Origin of the sequence: Nonomuraea sp. NPDC050783, assembly GCF_040802095.1 — a bacterium.
GTDB lineage: Bacteria > Actinomycetota > Actinomycetes > Streptosporangiales > Streptosporangiaceae > Nonomuraea.
On the sequence record NZ_JBFAHK010000014.1, the window covers coordinates 119,776 to 137,531 of the forward strand.

The window sequence follows — 17,756 nt, forward strand, 5'->3', positions numbered from 1 at the left end:
ACCGAGAGGGCCCTTCCGGGGCCCTTTCGGCGTTTCCGGGCCGGATCGTCCCCGGTCAGGCCGCGGGAGTGACGTCGAGGACGGCCTTGCCCGCGACGCGGCGGCCGAGGAGGGCGGCGGCGGCCTCGGCGATCCCCTCCCACGAGCCGCGCAGGCCCACCTCGGGCGACAGGCGGCCGGAGGCCACGAGGGAGACGAGCGTGCCGAGGTCCGGCCCGGGCTCGCGCACGTCGCCGAACGAGCTGATCGTCCTGGCCGGGCCGAGGGCGAACAACGAGCCCGGCTCGAAGACGGCCGGCTCGCCCGAGGCCCAGCCGATGCTCTGGACGCCGCCGCCCGGCGCGAGCAACCGCCAGGCGGCGGCGAGCTGGGGGCCGCCGACGTTGTCGATGACCAGGTCCACCGGCTCGCCGACGCCGTCCAGGCCGGTCACCACCTCGGCCGCGCCCAGGGCGGCCAGGCCCGCGGCGCGGGCGGGCGAGCCGACCGAGGCGATGACGTGGGCGCCGCCGAGGGCCGCGAGCTGCACCGCGTACCGGCCGACGCCGCCCGCCGCCCCCGTGATCAGGACGCGGCGGCCCAGGATCGGGCGGGTGCGCAGGGCACGCAGCGCGGTGAGGCCGGCCATCGGGAGGGCGGCGGCGTCGGCGAGGTCCACCCCGTCAGGGACGGCGGCCACGGCCGTGACCTCCACCGCCATCCGCTCCGCCCAGGCTCCGGCCCCGAACGCCACCACCCTCGTCCCCTCGGCCGGGCCGGTGCCGTCCGTCGCGGCGTGCCGGACGACGCCGGCCGCGTCGTAGCCGTGGACGGTCCCGGGCGGGAGCGCCGCGGCGCCGGCGATCTCGCCGCGGTTGAGCGAGAGGTGGCGGACGTCGAGAACGAGCCGGCCCGGGCCGGGCGCCGGGTCGGGGGCGGTGCCGAAGCGCAGGGCTCCGGGGACTTCGGGATCGACGACGAGAGCGCGCATGGTCAGAGGTCTCCACGAGTGCGGGAACGAAACGGACTGTCAGTCCGATTGGCTCCGCACGCTAGCATATGCGGACCGGTAGTCCGCAACAGGGAGAGCGCGGCGAGATGAACGAGGAACGGCCATGACGGCTGAAGGGCGCGCGGAGCGGGTCGACGCGGCGCGCAACCGGGCGGCGGTGCTGCGGGCGACCGAGCTGCTGCTGGCCGAGGGAGGCGGCGACCACGTGTCCATCGACCGGGTCGCGGCGCTGGCCGGGGTGGGGAAGGGGACCGTGTTCCGGCGGTTCGGCAGCCGGGCCGGGCTGCTGCAGGCGCTGCTGGAGGAGCGGTCGAAGGAGCTGCGGGAGGCGATCGCCGGCGGGCCGCCGCCGCTCGGGCCCGGCGCGCCGGCGCGCGAGCGGCTGCTCGCCTTCCTCGACGGGCTGGGCGCGATCGCCGAGGGCAACGCCACCCTGCTGGCGGCGCACGAGCAGGCGTGCGCCGAGGACAAGTACGACGACCCCAGCTACCGCTCCTGGCACCGGCACCTGAGCGGCCTGCTCGCCGAGGCCCGCCCGGACCTCGACGCGGACTTCCTGGCCCACGCCCTGCTGGCGGTCTTCGACGGAGGGCTGATCCGGCACGTGACGCCGCCGGACGAGCCGCGCCGCTTCACCTGCGCGGTGCGGGAGCTGGCCACGGCGCTGCTGGACGGCTGAGCGGCCGCCCGGGTGCCCGCTGCCGGCCCTGGCCCGGGGCTTACTTCTTGCTCTTGGCCGGAGCGGCGTGCTTGCCGTGGCTCGGCCGGGGCTCGTCGGCGGGGGAGCCTTCCTTGGGCTCCTCCGTCTGGTCCTCGGGGGTGTGGGGCTTCTCGTGGCGGCCCACGCGACCTCCTTCGCCGTGCTTGACTGCTTACCGTTACCGTAAGATTACCGTCGGCACGCGCCTAAGGCGAACACCTGTCACGAAAGCCGGTCATCCGGCGGCAAGCTCCTCGACGGTGCCCTTCAGGCCCGCCCAGCCCTGCCGCGTGTCCGGGGTGTCGCCGTGCGAGGCGCGAAACCAGGACACGAAGTCGGCCACGTCGTCCAGGGCCCAGCGCAGCCGGTAGCTCGCCAGGAGGTCCCGGTCCGGCCGCCGGCCGGTGGCGGCGGCGTATCTCGCCAGGTCATCGGGGGTGGGCGACAGGTGCCACAGGTCGCGCTCGGGGACGGCCAGGCCGACCGTGTCCCAGTCCACGAGCAGGAGGCGGCCTCCGGGGGCGCGCAGCAGGTTGCCGGGGTGCGGCTCGCCGTGGGTGACGACGAGCCCGCCGGACGTGCCGAACGTGCCGGACATCGTGTCGAGACGGGTCAGGCAGCGGCGCAGCACGGCGGCGTGGCGGGCGACCAGCTCCCTGGCGGGCTCGGCGTACGGGCCGCCCCGCCAGGGCCGGCCGCTCTCGCGCAGGGCGGCCTCCAGCGGGCCGCGGCCCGCGAGCCCGGCCGGCGCGCGCGGGGTGGACGCCGGCGGCGGCGTGCGGTGCAGGGCGGCCAGCAGGTCGATGAGCCGCTCGCGCTCCGCGGGCGGCCGGGCGTCGCCGAAGTCGCCGGGGACGCCCTCCTCGTACGGGAACACGCTCACCGCGTGGCGGCCCAGGCGGACCAGGACGGCGCCGTCGCGGGTGCTCAGCGGAGCGACGACGAAGCCGAGCCCGGCCCGCTCGCGCAGCGCGCGTGCGGTCTCCAGGGCCAGGCGGAGGCCGTCGTGGGAACGCCGGCCCAGGTCCGCGACGGTGACGAACCACCGCCCGCCGGCCACCCAGTGGTAGTCGCCGAAGCCCACCGGCGCGTAGTCGAGCCCGCCCGCCCGGATGCCCCACGCCTCGCGCAGGGCGGGCAGCAGCAGCCCTTCGTCGAAGCCGTCCGGCCGATCCCGCATGCCGGGCACGTTATCGGCCGGAGGCCGGGGCTTTCATCCGGATAAATCCATCCCGATGAGCAGTTCCACCGCGTCCAGGACGTCGCGCACGACGTGATCGGCGGCGGGAGCGGGCCCGGGCCGCCCGCGGTCGAGCCAGATCGTCCGCAGGCCGGCCGCGCGCCCGCCCTCGACGTCCTTGACCGGGTCGTCACCCACCATCCAGCCGCCCGCGGCCAGGGACGTGCCGCACCGCGCGGCGCCGATGGCGAACAGCCGCGCGTCCGGCTTGCGCACGCCCTCCGCGCCGGAGATCGCCCAGCCGTCCACCCGCCCGGCCAGCCCGGTGCGCCGGATCTTGCCTGTCTGGTTGTCGGGCATGCCGTTGGTGACGACGCCGACCGTCCACCCGGCCGCCCGCAGCCGCCCGAGGCCGTCCAGGACCTGGGGCCGGCAGGTGACCAGGCCCGGCAGCCGGGCCCGGTAGGCCCGCCACAGCTCGGCGGGCGGCTCGGCCAGGCCGAACCGCTCGCGTACCAGGCCGAAGAAGACGTCCATCGGGACGGAGCCGTCGGCGTCGGTCTCGACCAGCCACGCCGCGCCGGCCGGCCCCAGGCCGCGCTCGGCGGCGAACCGGGCGGCCCACCGCTCGAACGCGGCCAGCCGGTCGATCAGCGTGTTGTCCAGGTCGAAGAGGGCGAGGGGCACCGTCCCGGGCTAGCGCAGCTCGCGCTTGAGGATCTTGCCCGTGGCCGTCATCGGCAGCGCGTCGCGGAACTCGACGATCCTGGGGTACTTGTAGGCCGCCATGTTCTCCTTGCACCAGGCGACCAGCTCGTCCTCGGTGATCGTCGCGCCCGGCGTCCTGATGACGTACGCCTTGACCTCCTCGCCGTGGGACTCGTGCGGCACCCCGACCACGGCGGCCAGCGAGACGGCCTCGTGGGTCATGAGCACCTCTTCGAGCTCGCGCGGGTAGACGTTGAAGCCGCCGCGGATGATCATGTCCTTGGCGCGGTCGATGATGGCGTAGTAGCCGTCGGCGTCGCGCGTGGCGATGTCGCCGGTGCGGAACCAGCCGTCCTTCATGACCTCGGCCGTGGCCTCCGGGCGGCCGTAGTAGCCCTTCATGACGTTGTGGCCGCGGATGGCGATCTCGCCCGGGCCCTCGCCCTCGACGGTCTTCCAGTCGCCGTCCACCAGCTTCATCTCCACGCCCCAGATCGGCGTGCCGATCGTGCCCGGCTTGGCGGGCCGGCCCGGCTGGTTGAAGCTGGCCACCGGCGAGGTCTCCGACAGGCCGTAGCCCTCCAGGATGCTGACGCCGAAGGTCCGCTCGAAGTCCTTCAGCACCTCCACCGGCGAGGACGCGCCGCCCGCCACCGCGATGCGCAGGGTGCCGGGGACCGCCGCGCCCTCCGCGTGGATCTTGGTGAGCATGCCCCAGTACATCGTGGGCACCCCGGCGAAGAACGTCACGCCCTCCCGGCGCATGACCTCCAGGGCCTCGCCCGGCTCGAAGCGCGGCATGAGCACCACGGTCGCGCCGCGCAGGAACCCGGTGTTCAGGACGACGCTCTGGCCGAAGGAGTGGAACATCGGCAGCACGCCCAGGTAGACGTCGCCGCCCTCGGTGGCCGGGAACATGCGGTCGCTGACGATGGCGTTCATCAGCATGTTCTGGTGGGTCAGCTCGGCGCCCTTGGGCCGGCCGGTGGTGCCCGAGGTGTAGAGGATGACCGCGGTGTCGTCGGGCGCGGTCTGCACGGTCTCGAACTCGCCCGGCTGGCCGCCGAGCGCCGCCCAGATCGACTCGCCGTACTCCGACTCGGTCGCCAGCGGGGTGGCGGGCAGCGCGAAGAAGTGCTCGCAGCCGGCCGCCGCCTCGAAGCCCGCCCTGCCGCGCTCGCCGAGCGGCAGCTCGGGCGTGCCCTCGAAGCAGAACAGCGCCTTGGCGTCGCTGTCGTCGAGGTGGTAGGCGATCTCGCGGGACTGCAGCAGCACGTTCAGCGGCACCACCGTCGCCCCCGCCTTGAGGATGCCGTAGTAGACGAACGGGAAGTACGGCAGGTTGGGGCAGGCCAGAGCGACCTTGTCGCCCTTGCGGACGCCGCGCGACACCAGCAGGTTGGCGACCTGGTTGGCGACAGTGTCGATCATGGAGTACGGCAGCCGCATGTCTCCGAAGACGACGGCCGTGCCTTCAGGGTTGTTCCTGGCGCTGTCCTCCAGGACGATCGACAGATTGAGCATGACGCCTTCCTCCTCTAGACCGGCTTCGGCGCCATCTTCGCAGCCTCACCATACCGACCGGTAGGTAATGCAGGTCACAGATGGATATGGACGCCCCAGCCCGCCGTGGAGTAAGCAAGGAAGACGTTGCCCACCGTGGAGGGAAACCGTGGAGTACGACTATGTCATCGTCGGCGCGGGCTCCGCCGGATGCGTGCTGGCCAACCGGCTGTCGGCGGATCCGGACGTGTCGGTGGCGCTGGTCGAGGCGGGTGGCCAGGACGACAAGCTGGAGATCCGCATGCCCGCCGGCTTCGCCAAGCTCTTCAAGACCGCCTACGACTGGAACTACACCACCGCCAAGCAGGGCGAGATGGCCGGCCGGGAGCTCTACTGGCCGCGCGGCCGGGTCATCGGCGGCTCGTCCTCGCTCAACGCCCAGATGTGGGTGCGCGGCTGCGCGCGCGACTACGACCAGTGGGAGGTCCCCGGCTGGTCGTACGCGGACGTGCTGCCCTACTTCACCAGGGCCGAGCACCGGGTCGGCAGCAACGGCGGCGAGGTCTACGGCACCTCCGGCCCGCTCTACATCTCCGAGCTGCGCAGCCCCAACGTCACCACGGCCGCCTTCCTGCGGGCCTGCGAGGAGCTGGGTTTACACCGTCTGGAGGAGCTGAACGGGCCTTCCAACGAGGGCTTCTGCCCGACCCCCGTCACCCAGAACCGGGGCCGGCGCTGGAGCTCGGCCGACGCCTACCTGCGCCCGGCGCTCAAGCGGCCCAACCTGACCGTGGTGACCGGCGCGAGCGTGGACCGCGTGCTGTTCGACGGCCGCCGGGCCGTCGGCGTCGAGCACGGGGGCGGCGCGCAGCTCAAGGCGCGGCGGGAGGTCATCCTGTCGGCGGGCGCGATCGGCTCGCCCCACCTGCTCATGCGCTCGGGCGTGGGCGCGGCCGGCGAGCTGCGCGACGCCGGGATCGAGGTGGTGCACGACCTGCCCGAGGTCGGCAGGAACCTGCAGGACCACCTCGCCTCCGGCGTCTACGTCGAGTGCCGGCAACCGGTCACGCTCACCAAGGCCGAGTCCCTGGTCAACCTGCTGCGCTACATCGTGCTGCGCTCCGGCATGCTCACCACCAACGTCGGCGAGGCCGTCGCGTTCCTGCGCACCTCGGCCGAGGAGCCCGCGCCCGACATCGAGCTGGTCTACGCGCCCGTGCCCTTCGTGGACCACGGCCTGACCCCGCCGACCGGTCACGGCATGACCGTCGGCGTGGTGCTGCTGCAGCCCGAGAGCCGCGGCAGGATCACGCTCAACGGCAAGGACGTGCTGATCGACCCGGCCTACCTGAGCGAGGAGGCCGACGTCCGGCGGCTGGTCGCCGGGCTGAAGACGGCCAAGCAGGTGTTCGCGACGGCCGCGATGAAGGCGTACGCGGGCGGGCCGATGGCCCCGTACTGGGCGCCGGAGAGCGACGAGGAGCTGGCCCAGTGGGTGCGCGAGCGCGCCGAGACCCTCTACCACCCGGTGGGCACCTGCCGGATGGGCACCGACGAGGGCTCGGTCGTGGACCCCTCGCTGCGCGTGCGCGGCGTCGAGGGGCTGCGCGTCGTGGACGTGTCGATCATGCCGACGCTCAACCGGGGCCACACCCACGCCCCGGCCGTCATGATCGGGGAGAAGGGCGCGGACCTGATCCTCGGGCGCGGGTGAGCCGCCCTTGACGTAAGTGGTCACTTGCACGATGTTGGTGGGCATGACGTTGTCCGCCGACCTCGACCTGTCGCAGATCCCCTTCTGGCGGCTGCCGCAGGCCGAACGCATGGAGGCGTTCCGGCGGCTGCGCGCGCTGGAGCGCCCGGTGCTCGTCCCCGAGCAGAAGGTGCCGTTCATCGGCGGCGGGCCGGGCTACTACGCCCTCGTCCGCCACGCCGACGTCACCGAGGCCAGCAGGAACGCCGCCGTCTTCAGCAGCGAGCCGTGCTCCAACAGCATCCCCGACATGCCGCGCTGGCTCGGCGTGTACTTCGGATCGATGATCAACATGGACGATCCGCGGCACGCCCGGCTGCGGCGCATCGTCTCGCGCGCCTTCACCCCGCGCATCCTGGCCAAGATGGAGGAGGACCTCGCCAGGGCCGCCGCCGAGATCGTACGGCGGGCGGCCGAGGAGGGGCCGGGCGACTTCGTGACCCAGATCGCGGCGCGGCTTCCCGTACGGGTGATCTGCGACATGATGGGCGTCCCCGCCCGCTGCCACGACCTGGTGCTGCGCCGCACCAACGTCATCCTCGGCAACGCCGACCCCGAGTACACCGGCCTGTCGCCCGACTTCAGCCGCCTCAACGTGGCCCGCGGCCTGGCCAAGCTGCTGCACGCCGGCTACTCGCTCAACCGGCTGGCCGCCCGCCTCGGCGACGAGCGGCGCAGGCGGCCCACCGGCGACCTGGTCAGCCTGCTGGTCAACGGCGAGGAGCGGCTTTCCTCCCAGGAGCTGGGCTCGTTCTTCATCCTGCTGGTGGTGGCCGGCAGCGAGACCACCAGGAACGCCATCGCCTACGGGCTCAAGCTCCTCACCGACCATCCCGAGCAGCGCGAGCTGCTGCTGGCCGACTTCGACGCCCGCATCGTCCCGGCCTGCGATGAGATCGTCAGGTACGCCACGCCGGTGATCCAGTTCCGGCGCACGCTCACCCGCGACCACGAGCTGAACGGGACCGCGTACCGGAAGGGCGACAAGGTGGTGCTCTTCTACAACTCGGCCAACCGCGACGAGGCGGTCTTCGAGCGCCCCGACGCCTTCGACATCACCCGCGACCCCAACCCGCACGTCGGCTTCGGCGGCCCGGGCCCCCACTACTGCCTGGGCGCCCACCTGGCGCGCAGGGAGATGACGGTGATGTTCCGCGAGCTGTTCGCCCGCCTGCCGGGCATCCGCTCGGTGGGGGAGCCGGACTTCCTGCTGTCCAACTTCATCAACGGCGTCAAGCACCTGCGCTACACCTGTTGACCGGTACTCCCGCGACAGGCCGGGTGCTAGGTTTCGCAGTCATGGAGATCAGAACCGTCCACGCCAACGGGCTGGAGTTCGCGTGTCTGACCTTGGGCGAGGGGCCGCTCGCGCTGTGCCTGCACGGATTCCCCGACACCGCCCACACCTGGCGGCACCTGATGCCGTCCCTGGCCGAGCGGGGCTACCGGGCGGTCGCGCCGTTCCTGCGCGGCTACGCGCCCACCGAGATCCCGGCCGACGGGGCCTACGAGGACGCGGCGCTGGTGGCCGACGTCCTCGCGCTGCGGGACGAGCTCGGCGGCGGCGCGGACGCGGTCGTCGTCGGGCACGACTGGGGCGCCTTCCCCGTCTACCAGTGCGCCGGGCACTTCCGCCGGGCGGTCACGCTGGCGGTGCCGCCGCCGGGCTCCCTGGCCACCACGTTCCTCGACTACGAGCAGCTCAGGCGCTCCTTCTACATCTTCCTGTTCCAGACGCCGCTGGCCGAGGCCGCCGCCGCGAGCCCCGGCTTCCTCGACTCCCTCTGGCGCGACTGGTCGCCGGGGTACGACGCGAGCCACGACCTCCAGTTCGTCCGGCGCAGCCTGCTCGACGACCCCGCCAACCTCAAGGCCGCCATCGGCTACTACCGCGCCATGCTCGGCACCACCCCGCCCTCCGGGCGCTACCCGGCGGTGGACCCGGGCGCGCGCGGGCCGGTGCTCTACCTGCACGGCGCCCAAGACGGCTGCCTCGGCCCCGGCCTGGCCAAGGAGGCCGCCGCCCACCTGCCGGAGGGCTCGCGCGCCGAGGTGGTGCCGGACGCGGGCCACTTCCTGCACCTGGAGCGGCCCGACGAGGTCAACCGGCTGATCCTGGACTGGCTCGGCCCGGCCTCCTGACCGTCACCTCCTCCGGGGGGCGAGCACCGCGATCACGGGATGCCGTCCCGACAGGCTCACCCGGACGGCCTCCTCCACGGCGAACCCCGGCGGCACCCGTGACAGGTCGTCGTGGACGAGCGCCACGGCCAGCCCGTCGGCGGCCAGCACCCGCCGCACCTGCCGCCACAGCGGCCCGAGGCCGCCGGCCAGCAGCCCGGCCGGCGGCACCTGCCGCCCCCACGGCGGGTTGACCAGCACCCGGTCGGCCGCCCCGTCCCGCACGGGCAGCCGCCCGCCGTCAGCACGCGCCCAGGCGAACGACTCCCCGGGCAGCCGCCCGCCGTCGGCACGCGCCCAGGCGAACGACGACCCCCCGGGCGGGCGGCAGGCGCCCGCGGCGGTGAGCGCGTTGGCCGCGGCGGCGGCGAGCGCGGCCGGGGAGTGGTCGAAGCCGAGGAAGCGGGCGCGCGGGGCCAGGGCGCGCGCCTCGATCAGCGTGGTGCCCGCGCCGCAGCACGGGTCCAGCACGGTACGCGCGCCGTCCAGCCGGGCCAGCTCGGCCATCGCGGCGGCCAGCGGCGGATGGAGCGTGCCCCGGACGGAGGCCGTCTTGTACGCCCGCCGGTGCAGCGGCCGCCGCGCCGGCCGCACCGCGATGACCGCGCGGTCCTCCTCGATGGTGACCCGCCAGGCCATCGCCCCGTGCGGCGGCCGCCCGCCGCCGCCGCGCGAGTGGTACGGCACCCGCAGCGGCCGCGCCAGCTCGGCCCCGACCGCGTCCTCGACCTCGAACCGGGTGTAGTTGCGCCGCCCCACGAACGACGCCGACACCTCCACGCCCGCCGCCCCCGCCGGCACCCCGAGCAGCGCGGGGTCCAGCCCGCGCGCCGCCCGCGCGAGCCGCCGCAGGGCCGAGCGGTCCCGCCCGATCCCGTCCACCACGGCGGCGGCCAGCAGCACGTCGTCGGCCGTCCGCAGCGCCGGCAGGCCCGTGCCGCCGGTGGCCTCGAACCACACCTCGCGATGGCGCATCCCGCGGACCACGCCCGCACCCGAACGCCGGATCTCCGTGGCCACCAGGGGCTCGATGCCGTGCACCGCCCTGGCCACGGCAAAAGTATGCACGTGTCCTTCTCCCACGTCGCGACCCGGGACGGCGCTCGCTCAGCCGTCCCGCATCGCCGGCGGTGGGTGCTCCGCGACCCGCCGGCGGATCGCTAGCCGAGGTGGAAGAAGAAGAACATGGCGGTCATTCTAGCCACACGGGCCACGGCATCTCGTACGTACGCCGTACGTACGAACCATTGACGTAAGTGGATACTTTTCCAATGATTGCCCTATGAGCGTCCTCGACTTCGACCTGTCGGACCGCGACTTCTGGGCCAGGCCCATGGAAGAGCGCGAGCGGGCCTTCGACAGCCTGCGCGTCCGTGACACCCCCGCGTTCTTCGAGGAAATGGACGTCGACATCGCCCCCAAGGGCCCCGGTTACTACGCGCTGGTCAAGCACGCCGACGTCGTGGAGGCCAGCCGCAACCCGGAGGTCTTCTGCTCGGGCGACGGCGGCGCGACCAACATCCCGGACATGCCGACGGAGTTCGCCGAGTACTTCGGCTCGATGATCAACATGGACGACCCGCGCCACGCCCGGCTGCGCCGGATCGTCTCCAGGGCGTTCACTCCCAAGATGATCAAGCAGTTCGAGGCGGACGTCGAGTCCGCCGCCCGCGCCATCGTGGACGACCTGCTGGCCAAGGGCTCCGGCGTCGACTTCGTCACCGAGGTGGCGGCCCGGCTCCCCCTGAAGATCATCTGCGACATGATGGGCATCCCCGAGCGGGACTACCGGTTCGTCTTCGACCGCTCCAACATCATCCTCGGCGGCTTCGACCCCGAGTACGCCGGCGACGACCTCGAACAGATCGCCACCCGCCTGCTCACCGCCGGCATGGAGCTCCAGCAGCTCGTCCAGGACCTCGCCGCCCACCGCGCCGACAACCCGACGGGCGACCTGACCTCCTCCCTGGTCAACGCCAACATCGACGGCGAGCGGCTGACCATGCAGGAGCTGGGCTCGTTCTTCATCCTGCTGGTCGTGGCCGGCAACGAGACCACCAGGAACGCCATCTCCTACGGCCTGCGCCTGCTCACCAAGAACCCCGACCAGCGCGCCCTCTGGCTGGAGGACCTCGGCGGACGCGCCGCCGGAGCCGTCGAGGAGATCGTCCGCCTGGCCTCGCCGGTGAACTTCATGCGCCGCAAGGTCACCCGGGACTTCGAGATGAACGGCCACCTCTACCGCGCGGGCGAGAAGGCCGTCCTGTTCTACTGGGCCGCCAACCGGGACGAGTCGGTGTTCGAGGACCCGTACCGCTTCGACATCACCCGCCAGCCCAACCCGCACGTCGGCTTCGGCGGCCCGGGGCCCCACTTCTGCCTGGGCGCGCACCTGGCCCGGCGGGAGATCACCGTGATGTTCCGCGAGCTGCTGAGCCGCGTCCCGCGGATCGAGGCCGGCCGGCCGGACCGGCTGCACTCCATGTTCATCAACGGCATCAAGCACATGGAGTGCAGCTTCTAGCCCCCGGGGCGGGGCTCAGGACTGGGCGCCGAGCCTGAGCTGGTTCATCACCACGCGGATGTCCGGCAGGAGCTGCTTGCTCTCGGCCGGGATCGACACGTAGACGATGGCGGGCACGCTGCCGCCGGTGTTGACCGCCATCGTGACGACCGTGGCCTTGTCGGTGCTCGACGTCAGCGAGTACGCGACCAGCCGTCCGGTCTTGTCGCCCACCTTGATGGCCTGCTGGGCGATCTTGCGGACCTTGTTGTCCGCCGGGAAGAACCTCTTGCGGGCGTCCAGCACCACCTGCTTGATGACCGGCTCCAGGTCGTCCTGGTCGTAGTACGAGGCCAGCCGCTGCGGCAGCGGCCCCGACATGACCATGGCGGCCTTGTCGTCGGTGATCGGGACGTACTGGCGGGTGTCGTAGCCGTAGGTGGCCTTGACCGTGGCGCGCTGGTCGAGCCGCCAGGTGCCGCCGAGGCGCGGGACGGAGATCCCGGCCGCCTGGTCCGGCACCCTGCCGATGACCGGGGACGCCTTGCCGGAGTACTTCGGCAGCGGGCCGATCGAGGTCGAGGACTTGGTGGTGCCCGCCTTCTGCGAGGCGGAGGCGGAGGCCGAGGGCTCGGCGAGGGCGGCGGTGCCCGCCGGGTCCTCGCCGGCCAGCGGTCCGGCCAGGAACGCCCACAGCAGCGCGGCCACCAGCGCGATCACCACGGACCCGCCGAGCGCGTAGATCCAGATCGGCTTGCCCCGGTCCTCGTCGTCCAGCGCGTCCCGGTCGCCCATCGCCTGGTAGTCGTCGCCGAACACGGTGTTCCACAGCTCCTGCTGGCGCTCGGGCGGCGGGGTGCGCGAGCCGCTGATCTGGCCCGCGGTCACGAACCGGTTCTCCGGGTCGGAGGGGTCGCGGCTCAGTCCCGCGCCGGGACGGGGGCCGCCGCCGCCCTGCGGCCGGCCGTGCGGGTCCTCGGCGGGCGGGCCGGGCGGGGGCGTCGGCGGCGTGCCGATGTGGGTGGGTTCCATAGGGGTGCTGGGGACCGCGCGATCGTTGAGCAGGTTCTGGGTCTGGGCGTAGGTGACCGTCCGCTCGTCGGACGGGTGGAGCTGGGCCGGGGGACCCTGCGGCACGGGCGGCCCGTCCTGCGGCCGGTCGTACGGCCCGTCCTGCGGCCGGTGTGTGCCGTCGTGCTGGCCGTTGCCCGGCAGGCCGTTGGGGTTGGGGGAGCCGTCGTACGGGCCGCCGCCCGGCGGCCGGTGTGTGCCGTTGTGCTGGCCGTTGCCCGGCAGGCCGTTGGGGCTGTGCGTGCCGTCGTGCGGGCCGCTGCCCGGGAGGCCGTGGAGGCCGTGGTCGGGACCGTAGCGCGGCTCGTGGCGCGGCCCGCTGTCGGGGCCGTTGTGCGGCGGGGTGCCGGGAGGGGTGGCGCTCCGGTCGAAGGGGCGCTGGTCGAGCGCGGCCTGGCCGAAGGCGGCCGGTGCCTGCCGGTCGGGCTCGCGCCGCTCCGGGGCCTCGGCGGGGGCCTGGTCGCGGGGCGGCCACGGGGCCGGGGTGGACAGGTTGGACCACGCGCCGGGCGTCGGCGTCGGCGGCTGCTGCCAGGCGGGGATCGGGTCGGGCACGAAGGGCTGCCCGTTGGCGGAGTCGCCCGGCCATGCCGCCACGTTCGAGGCGGGGGCGCCGTCCCTGCGCGGCGGCTCGGGCCAGCCGGCGTCCGGCCGTGGCGGCTCGGGCCAGGCCGGACCGCCGTCAGGCGCGCCCTGCGAGCGCGACCCGGCGACCCGGCGGTCCCCGGCGACGGCCCCGGAGCCCGCATCCGACCCGGAAGCCGAGCCGAAGGACGGGCCGGAAGCCGAGCCGAAGGACGGGCCGGACGCCGAGCCGAAGGACGGGCCGGATGCCGAGTGGGACGCCCGGCCGGACGCCGAGCCGGACGCCGGGCCGGATGCCGAGCCGGACGCCGGGCCGGATGCCGAGCCGGACGCCGGACGGGGCGACGGGCCGAAGGACGGGTCGGACGCCGGACCGGGTGAGCCCGCGGCCGGGCCCGAGGGGCGGGCCGGGCGGGGCGGCTCGGGCCAGCCGGCGTCCGGCCGCGGCGGCTCCGGCCAGGCCGGGTCGTGGCCGGTCGTCCGGGGTGTCTCGGGCCAGGCCGGGTCGTGGCCGGCCGGTCGCGGCGTCTCGGGCCAGGACGTCGGCACCTCGGTCGCGGACGCGCCGGCCCAGGCGGGGGAGGGGTCGGGGGCGGAGGGCGTGCCGGCCCAGGCGGGGGTCTCCCGGCGGGGTGCCTCCGGCCAGGACGGGGGCAGGTGTGGTCCGGAGTTATCCGTTGCCATGTCTGCCGGTCCTCCCGAAGTTCTGTCCGGATCAACCCTTATATCCGGATTTGACGTACCAGGCATGATCTCATGGGATTTTCCAGGAGATGCGGGTAGTTCCGCAGCGAAACGAGCGAAGCCATGAGGATCGGTGGGCGGGTCCTGCATCGGCAGGCCGTCCTCCGGTCGGTCGGGCTCAGCTCGGTACACCACGGCGACAAGGGTATTCTTCTGGGACGAATGTGGTCACAACGGATAGATCACCATCGGGTCTCGTCGACCCTGAAGCGTCCATTGTGCCTGCGCTCGTCGATCGACTGCCTGCATTCAGCCGAAGAGGTGCGCTAGGCTTGACACATGCGTTCCGCGACCCTGCTTCTTAGCGGGCCGCGACGGCCCTGAGATCTCGCCGTCGCGGCTACCCCTCGTCCTGTGCACGGGGGGTTTTCTTATGGGTCCGAATCAAGCCAGAAGGACAGTAGCCGTGAGTGAGTACGACCCGCAGGCACTGCAGGCCAAGTGGCTGCAGCGCTGGGAGGAGCAGGAGCCCTACCGGGCGAGCGAAGACCCCGCCGACCCCCGCGAGCGGCGCTACATGCTCGACATGTTCCCCTACCCGTCGGGCGACCTGCACATGGGTCACGCAGAGGCGTTCGGCCTGGGCGACGTCGTGGCGCGCTACTGGATGCAGCAGGGCTACAACGTCCTGCACCCCATCGGCTGGGACTCCTTCGGCCTGCCCGCCGAGAACGCCGCGATCAAGCGCAACGCGCACCCCGCCGAGTGGACCTACGCCAACATCGACACGCAGGCGGGCTCCTTCAAGCGCTACGCGCTGTCGTTCGACTGGTCGCGCCGCCTGCACACCAGCGACCCCGACTACTACCGCTGGAACCAGTGGCTGTTCGTCCGCTTCTTCGAGCGCGGCCTGGCCTACCGCAAGGGCGGCCTGGTCAACTGGTGCCCCAACGACCAGACCGTGCTGGCCAACGAGCAGGTCGTGGCGGGCAAGTGCGAGCGCTGCGGCGCCGACGTCATCCGCCGCGAGCTGACCCAGTGGTACTTCAAGATCACTGACTACGCGCAGCGGCTGCTGGACGACATGAAGCAGCTGGAGGGCTGGCCCGAGCGGCTGCTGACGATGCAGCGCAACTGGATCGGCCGCTCCGAGGGCGCCGACGTGATCTTCGAGATCGAGGGCCGCGAGGAGCCGGTCCACGTCTACACCACGCGCCCCGACACCCTGTTCGGCGCCACGTTCTTCGTCGTCGCCGCCGACGCCGCGCTGGCCGACGAGATCGTCACCGACGAGCAGCGGCCCGCGTTCGAGGCCTACCGCGCCGAGGTCGCCCGGCTGAGCGACATCGAGCGCCTGGCCACCGACAAGGAGAAGACCGGCGTCTTCCTGGGCCGCTACGCGATCAACCCGGTCAACGGCGAGCGCATCCCGGTCTGGGCGGCCGACTACGTGCTGTCCGACTACGGCCACGGCGCGATCATGGCGGTGCCCGCCCACGACCAGCGCGACCTGGACTTCGCGCGCAAGTTCGACCTGCCGGTCAAGGTCGTCGTGCACACCGGCCTGGCCGACCCCGGCGAGACCGGCGAGGCCACGCCCGGCGAGGGCACGCTGGTCAACTCCGGTCCGCTGGACGGCCTGTCCAAGGCCGAGGGCATCGCCAGGATCATCGAGATCCTGGAGCGCGAGGGCAGGGGCACCGGCGCGGTCAACTACCGGCTGCGCGACTGGCTGCTGTCGCGCCAGCGCTACTGGGGCACGCCCATCCCGATCATCCACTGCCCCGACTGCGGCGAGGTCCCCGTCCCCGACGACCAGCTGCCCGTCACGCTGCCCGACCTGCGCGGCGAGGCGCTGGCGCCCAAGGGCGTCTCCCCGCTGGCCAGCGCCACGGAGTGGGTCAACGTCGCCTGCCCCAAGTGCGGCGGCCAGGCCCAGCGCGACACCGACACGATGGACACCTTCGTCGACTCCTCGTGGTACTTCCTGCGTTACTGCTCGCCGGGCTACACCGACGGCCCGTTCGACGTCGAGCAGGTGCGCAAGTGGGGCCCGATCGACCAGTACGTCGGCGGCATCGAGCACGCCGTGCTGCACCTGCTGTACGCGCGCTTCTTCACCAAGGTCCTGCACGACATGGGCATGGTCGACTTCACCGAGCCCTTCCTGCGCATGCTGAACCAGGGCCAGGTGATCAACGGCGGCAAGGCCATGTCCAAGTCCCTGGGCAACGGCGTCGACCTGGGCAAGCAGATCGACCAGTTCGGCGTCGACGCGGTGCGCCTGACGATGGTGTTCGCCGGCCCGCCCGAGGACGACATCGACTGGGCCGATGTCTCGCCGCTGGCCTCCCAGAAGTTCCTGGCCCGCGCGCTGCGGGTGATGTCCGAGGTCACCAGCGAGCCGGGCGTGCCCGCCGAGGGCGGTGACGCCGAGCTGCGCAAGGTCGTCCACCGCACCATCGACGAGGTCACCAAGCTGCTCGACTCCTACCGCTTCAACGTGGCGGTGGCCCGCATGATGGAGCTGACCTCCGCCGCGCGCAAGGCCATCGACTCCGGCTGCGGCCCGGCCGACCCCGCCGTGCGCGAGGCGGCCGAGACGCTGGCCGTCATGCTGTCGCTGGTGGCCCCGTACACCGCCGAGGAGGGCTGGGAGCGGCTGGGCCGCACCGGCCCCGTGGCCTTCGCCGGCTGGCCGAAGGCCGACCCCGCGCTGCTGGTGCAGGAGTCGGTCACCTGCGTGGTGCAGGTGGCGGGCAAGGTCCGCGACCGCCTGGAGGTGCCGCCCGGCATCTCGGAGGAGGAGCTGCGGGCCCTGGCCCTGGCCTCGGAGAAGGTCTCGGCCTACCTGTCCGGCATGCCGCGCAAGGTGATCGTCCGGGCGCCGAAGCTGGTCAACATCGTTCCCTAGATCGACCGGAGCGCCGGCAGGAGCTCCTTCTCGGCCCAGTCGAAGAAGGGCTCCTGCTGGTCGTGGCCGACCTGCACCAGCGCCACGTGCGTGTAGCCGGCGTCGGCGAACTCCTTGACCGACTCGACGACGGCGTCCACGTCGCTGCCGCACGGCACGCTCTGCGCCACGTCGTCGGGCCGCACGGTGGTGGCCGCGGCGGCGAAGTTCACCGGGCCGGGCAGCTCGGCCATCACCTTCCAGCCGCCGACCGCCGACCAGCGCCACAGCTCGTGGGCGCGGCGCTTGGCGGCCTCGGCGTCGGTGTCGTAGGAGAGGGCGAGCTGGCCGTAGACCGGCTTGCCCTGCCCGCCGGCGGCGTTGAACTGCTGGACGACCTGCGGCATCGGCTCGTTGATCACGAGCACGTCGCCCAGCTCGGCGGCCAGCTCGGCCGAGCGGCCGCCGGAGGCGGCGATGCCGATGGGCACGGTCTCGTCGGGCAGGTCGTAGAGCTTGGCCGAGTCCACGTCGAAGAACTCGCCCTGGTAGGTGACGTAGTCGCCGCCGAACAGCTCCTTGATGATCCGGACGGCCTCGGCGAACATCCGGTGCCTGGTGTCGACCGAGGGCCAGCCCTCGCCGATGATGTGCTCGTTGAGGTTCTCGCCGGCGCCGAGGCCGAGGGTGAACCTGCCCTGGCTCAGCACACCCATCGTGGCCGCCTTCTGCGCCACCACGGCCGGGTGGTAACGCATGATGGGGCAGGTGACGTACGTCATCAGCGGGATGCGCTCGGTGGCCTGGGCCACGGCTCCGAGCACCGACCAGCAGTAGGGCGAATGTCCCATCTCCTCGACCCACGGGAAGTAGTGGTCGGAGATGACCGCGTAGTCGAAGCCGATGCGCTCGGCCGCTGCCGCGTACTCGACCAGCTCGCGGGCCGGCGTCTGTTCCGACATCAGAGTGTAGCCGATCTGTACCATGCGTCACGGCTACCCTCA

General features: G+C 72.9%; 14 protein-coding genes. 6 read left to right on the plus strand and 8 right to left on the minus strand.

Annotated features, from left to right (window positions below):
• Window positions 1-55: 55 nt before the first annotated feature.
• Window positions 56-970 carry a zinc-binding dehydrogenase gene (locus tag AB0H75_RS32290; RefSeq protein WP_367802920.1) on the minus strand — a complete coding sequence of 305 codons (915 nt, stop codon included), beginning with the start codon at window positions 968-970 and terminating at the stop codon, window positions 56-58.
• Window positions 971-1,094: 124 nt separating this feature from the next.
• On the opposite strand from AB0H75_RS32290, the gene AB0H75_RS32295 reads away from it, so the two are divergent.
• Window positions 1,095-1,670 (plus strand): TetR/AcrR family transcriptional regulator, encoded by a 576-nt coding sequence (locus AB0H75_RS32295; protein ID WP_367802922.1) that lies wholly within the window; start codon window positions 1,095-1,097, stop codon window positions 1,668-1,670.
• 40 nt (window positions 1,671-1,710) lie between these two features.
• On the opposite strand, the gene AB0H75_RS32300 is transcribed toward AB0H75_RS32295, so the two are convergent.
• The 4 genes from AB0H75_RS32300 to AB0H75_RS32315 all read right to left on the minus strand — a co-directional run bounded on the left by AB0H75_RS32300 (window position 1,711) and on the right by AB0H75_RS32315 (window position 5,103).
• The gene (locus AB0H75_RS32300) at window positions 1,711-1,836 is read right to left on the minus strand and encodes a hypothetical protein (RefSeq protein ID WP_367802924.1); all 126 of its coding nucleotides are present in this window, start codon (window positions 1,834-1,836) and stop codon (window positions 1,711-1,713) included.
• A gap of 90 nt (window positions 1,837-1,926) precedes the next feature.
• Window positions 1,927-2,871 (minus strand): phosphotransferase enzyme family protein, encoded by a 945-nt coding sequence (locus AB0H75_RS32305; RefSeq protein WP_367802926.1) that lies wholly within the window; start codon window positions 2,869-2,871, stop codon window positions 1,927-1,929.
• Window positions 2,872-2,904: 33 nt separating this feature from the next.
• Window positions 2,905-3,558 (minus strand): HAD family hydrolase, encoded by a 654-nt coding sequence (locus tag AB0H75_RS32310; protein ID WP_367802928.1) that lies wholly within the window; start codon window positions 3,556-3,558, stop codon window positions 2,905-2,907.
• A 9-nt stretch (window positions 3,559-3,567) separates the two neighbouring features.
• Window positions 3,568-5,103: a long-chain fatty acid--CoA ligase gene (locus tag AB0H75_RS32315; RefSeq protein ID WP_367802930.1), complete on the minus strand. Its 1,536-nt coding sequence runs from the start codon at window positions 5,101-5,103 to the stop codon at window positions 3,568-3,570.
• A gap of 148 nt (window positions 5,104-5,251) precedes the next feature.
• Between AB0H75_RS32315 and AB0H75_RS32320 the strand changes: the two genes are divergently transcribed.
• From AB0H75_RS32320 to AB0H75_RS32330, 3 genes are read left to right on the plus strand one after another with little or no spacing between them, the layout of a single operon-like run.
• The gene (locus tag AB0H75_RS32320; protein ID WP_367802932.1) at window positions 5,252-6,796 is read left to right on the plus strand and encodes a GMC family oxidoreductase; all 1,545 of its coding nucleotides are present in this window, start codon (window positions 5,252-5,254) and stop codon (window positions 6,794-6,796) included.
• Window positions 6,797-6,839: 43 nt separating this feature from the next.
• Window positions 6,840-8,093, plus strand: a complete 1,254-nt coding sequence (locus tag AB0H75_RS32325; protein WP_367802934.1) for a cytochrome P450 — start codon at window positions 6,840-6,842, stop codon at window positions 8,091-8,093.
• Between the two features lie 41 nt (window positions 8,094-8,134).
• Entirely contained in the window at window positions 8,135-8,977 is an 843-nt protein-coding gene (locus AB0H75_RS32330; protein WP_367802936.1) for an alpha/beta fold hydrolase, read from the plus strand.
• 3 nt (window positions 8,978-8,980) lie between these two features.
• Here the strand turns inward: AB0H75_RS32330 and AB0H75_RS32335 are convergent, their stop codons facing one another.
• Window positions 8,981-10,084 carry a TRM11 family methyltransferase gene (locus AB0H75_RS32335; RefSeq protein WP_367802938.1) on the minus strand — a complete coding sequence of 368 codons (1,104 nt, stop codon included), beginning with the start codon at window positions 10,082-10,084 and terminating at the stop codon, window positions 8,981-8,983.
• Window positions 10,085-10,298: 214 nt separating this feature from the next.
• Between AB0H75_RS32335 and AB0H75_RS32340 the strand changes: the two genes are divergently transcribed.
• On the plus strand, window positions 10,299-11,540 hold the full coding sequence (locus AB0H75_RS32340) for a cytochrome P450 (protein WP_367802940.1): 1,242 nt from the start codon (window positions 10,299-10,301) through the stop codon (window positions 11,538-11,540).
• Between the two features lie 15 nt (window positions 11,541-11,555).
• On the opposite strand, the gene AB0H75_RS32345 is transcribed toward AB0H75_RS32340, so the two are convergent.
• Window positions 11,556-13,859, minus strand: coding sequence for a hypothetical protein (locus tag AB0H75_RS32345; protein ID WP_367802942.1), 2,304 nt, complete (start codon window positions 13,857-13,859; stop codon window positions 11,556-11,558).
• Between the two features lie 433 nt (window positions 13,860-14,292).
• Here AB0H75_RS32345 and leuS point away from each other — a divergent pair, with 433 nt between their 5' ends.
• Entirely contained in the window at window positions 14,293-16,773 is a 2,481-nt protein-coding gene (leuS, locus tag AB0H75_RS32350) for a leucine--tRNA ligase (protein ID WP_367802944.1), read from the plus strand.
• Here the strand turns inward: leuS and AB0H75_RS32355 are convergent.
• Window positions 16,770-17,738: a TIGR03557 family F420-dependent LLM class oxidoreductase gene (locus tag AB0H75_RS32355; protein ID WP_367802946.1), complete on the minus strand. Its 969-nt coding sequence runs from the start codon at window positions 17,736-17,738 to the stop codon at window positions 16,770-16,772. The genes leuS and AB0H75_RS32355 overlap by 4 nt on opposite strands.
• Between the last annotated feature and the right edge of the window lie 18 nt (window positions 17,739-17,756).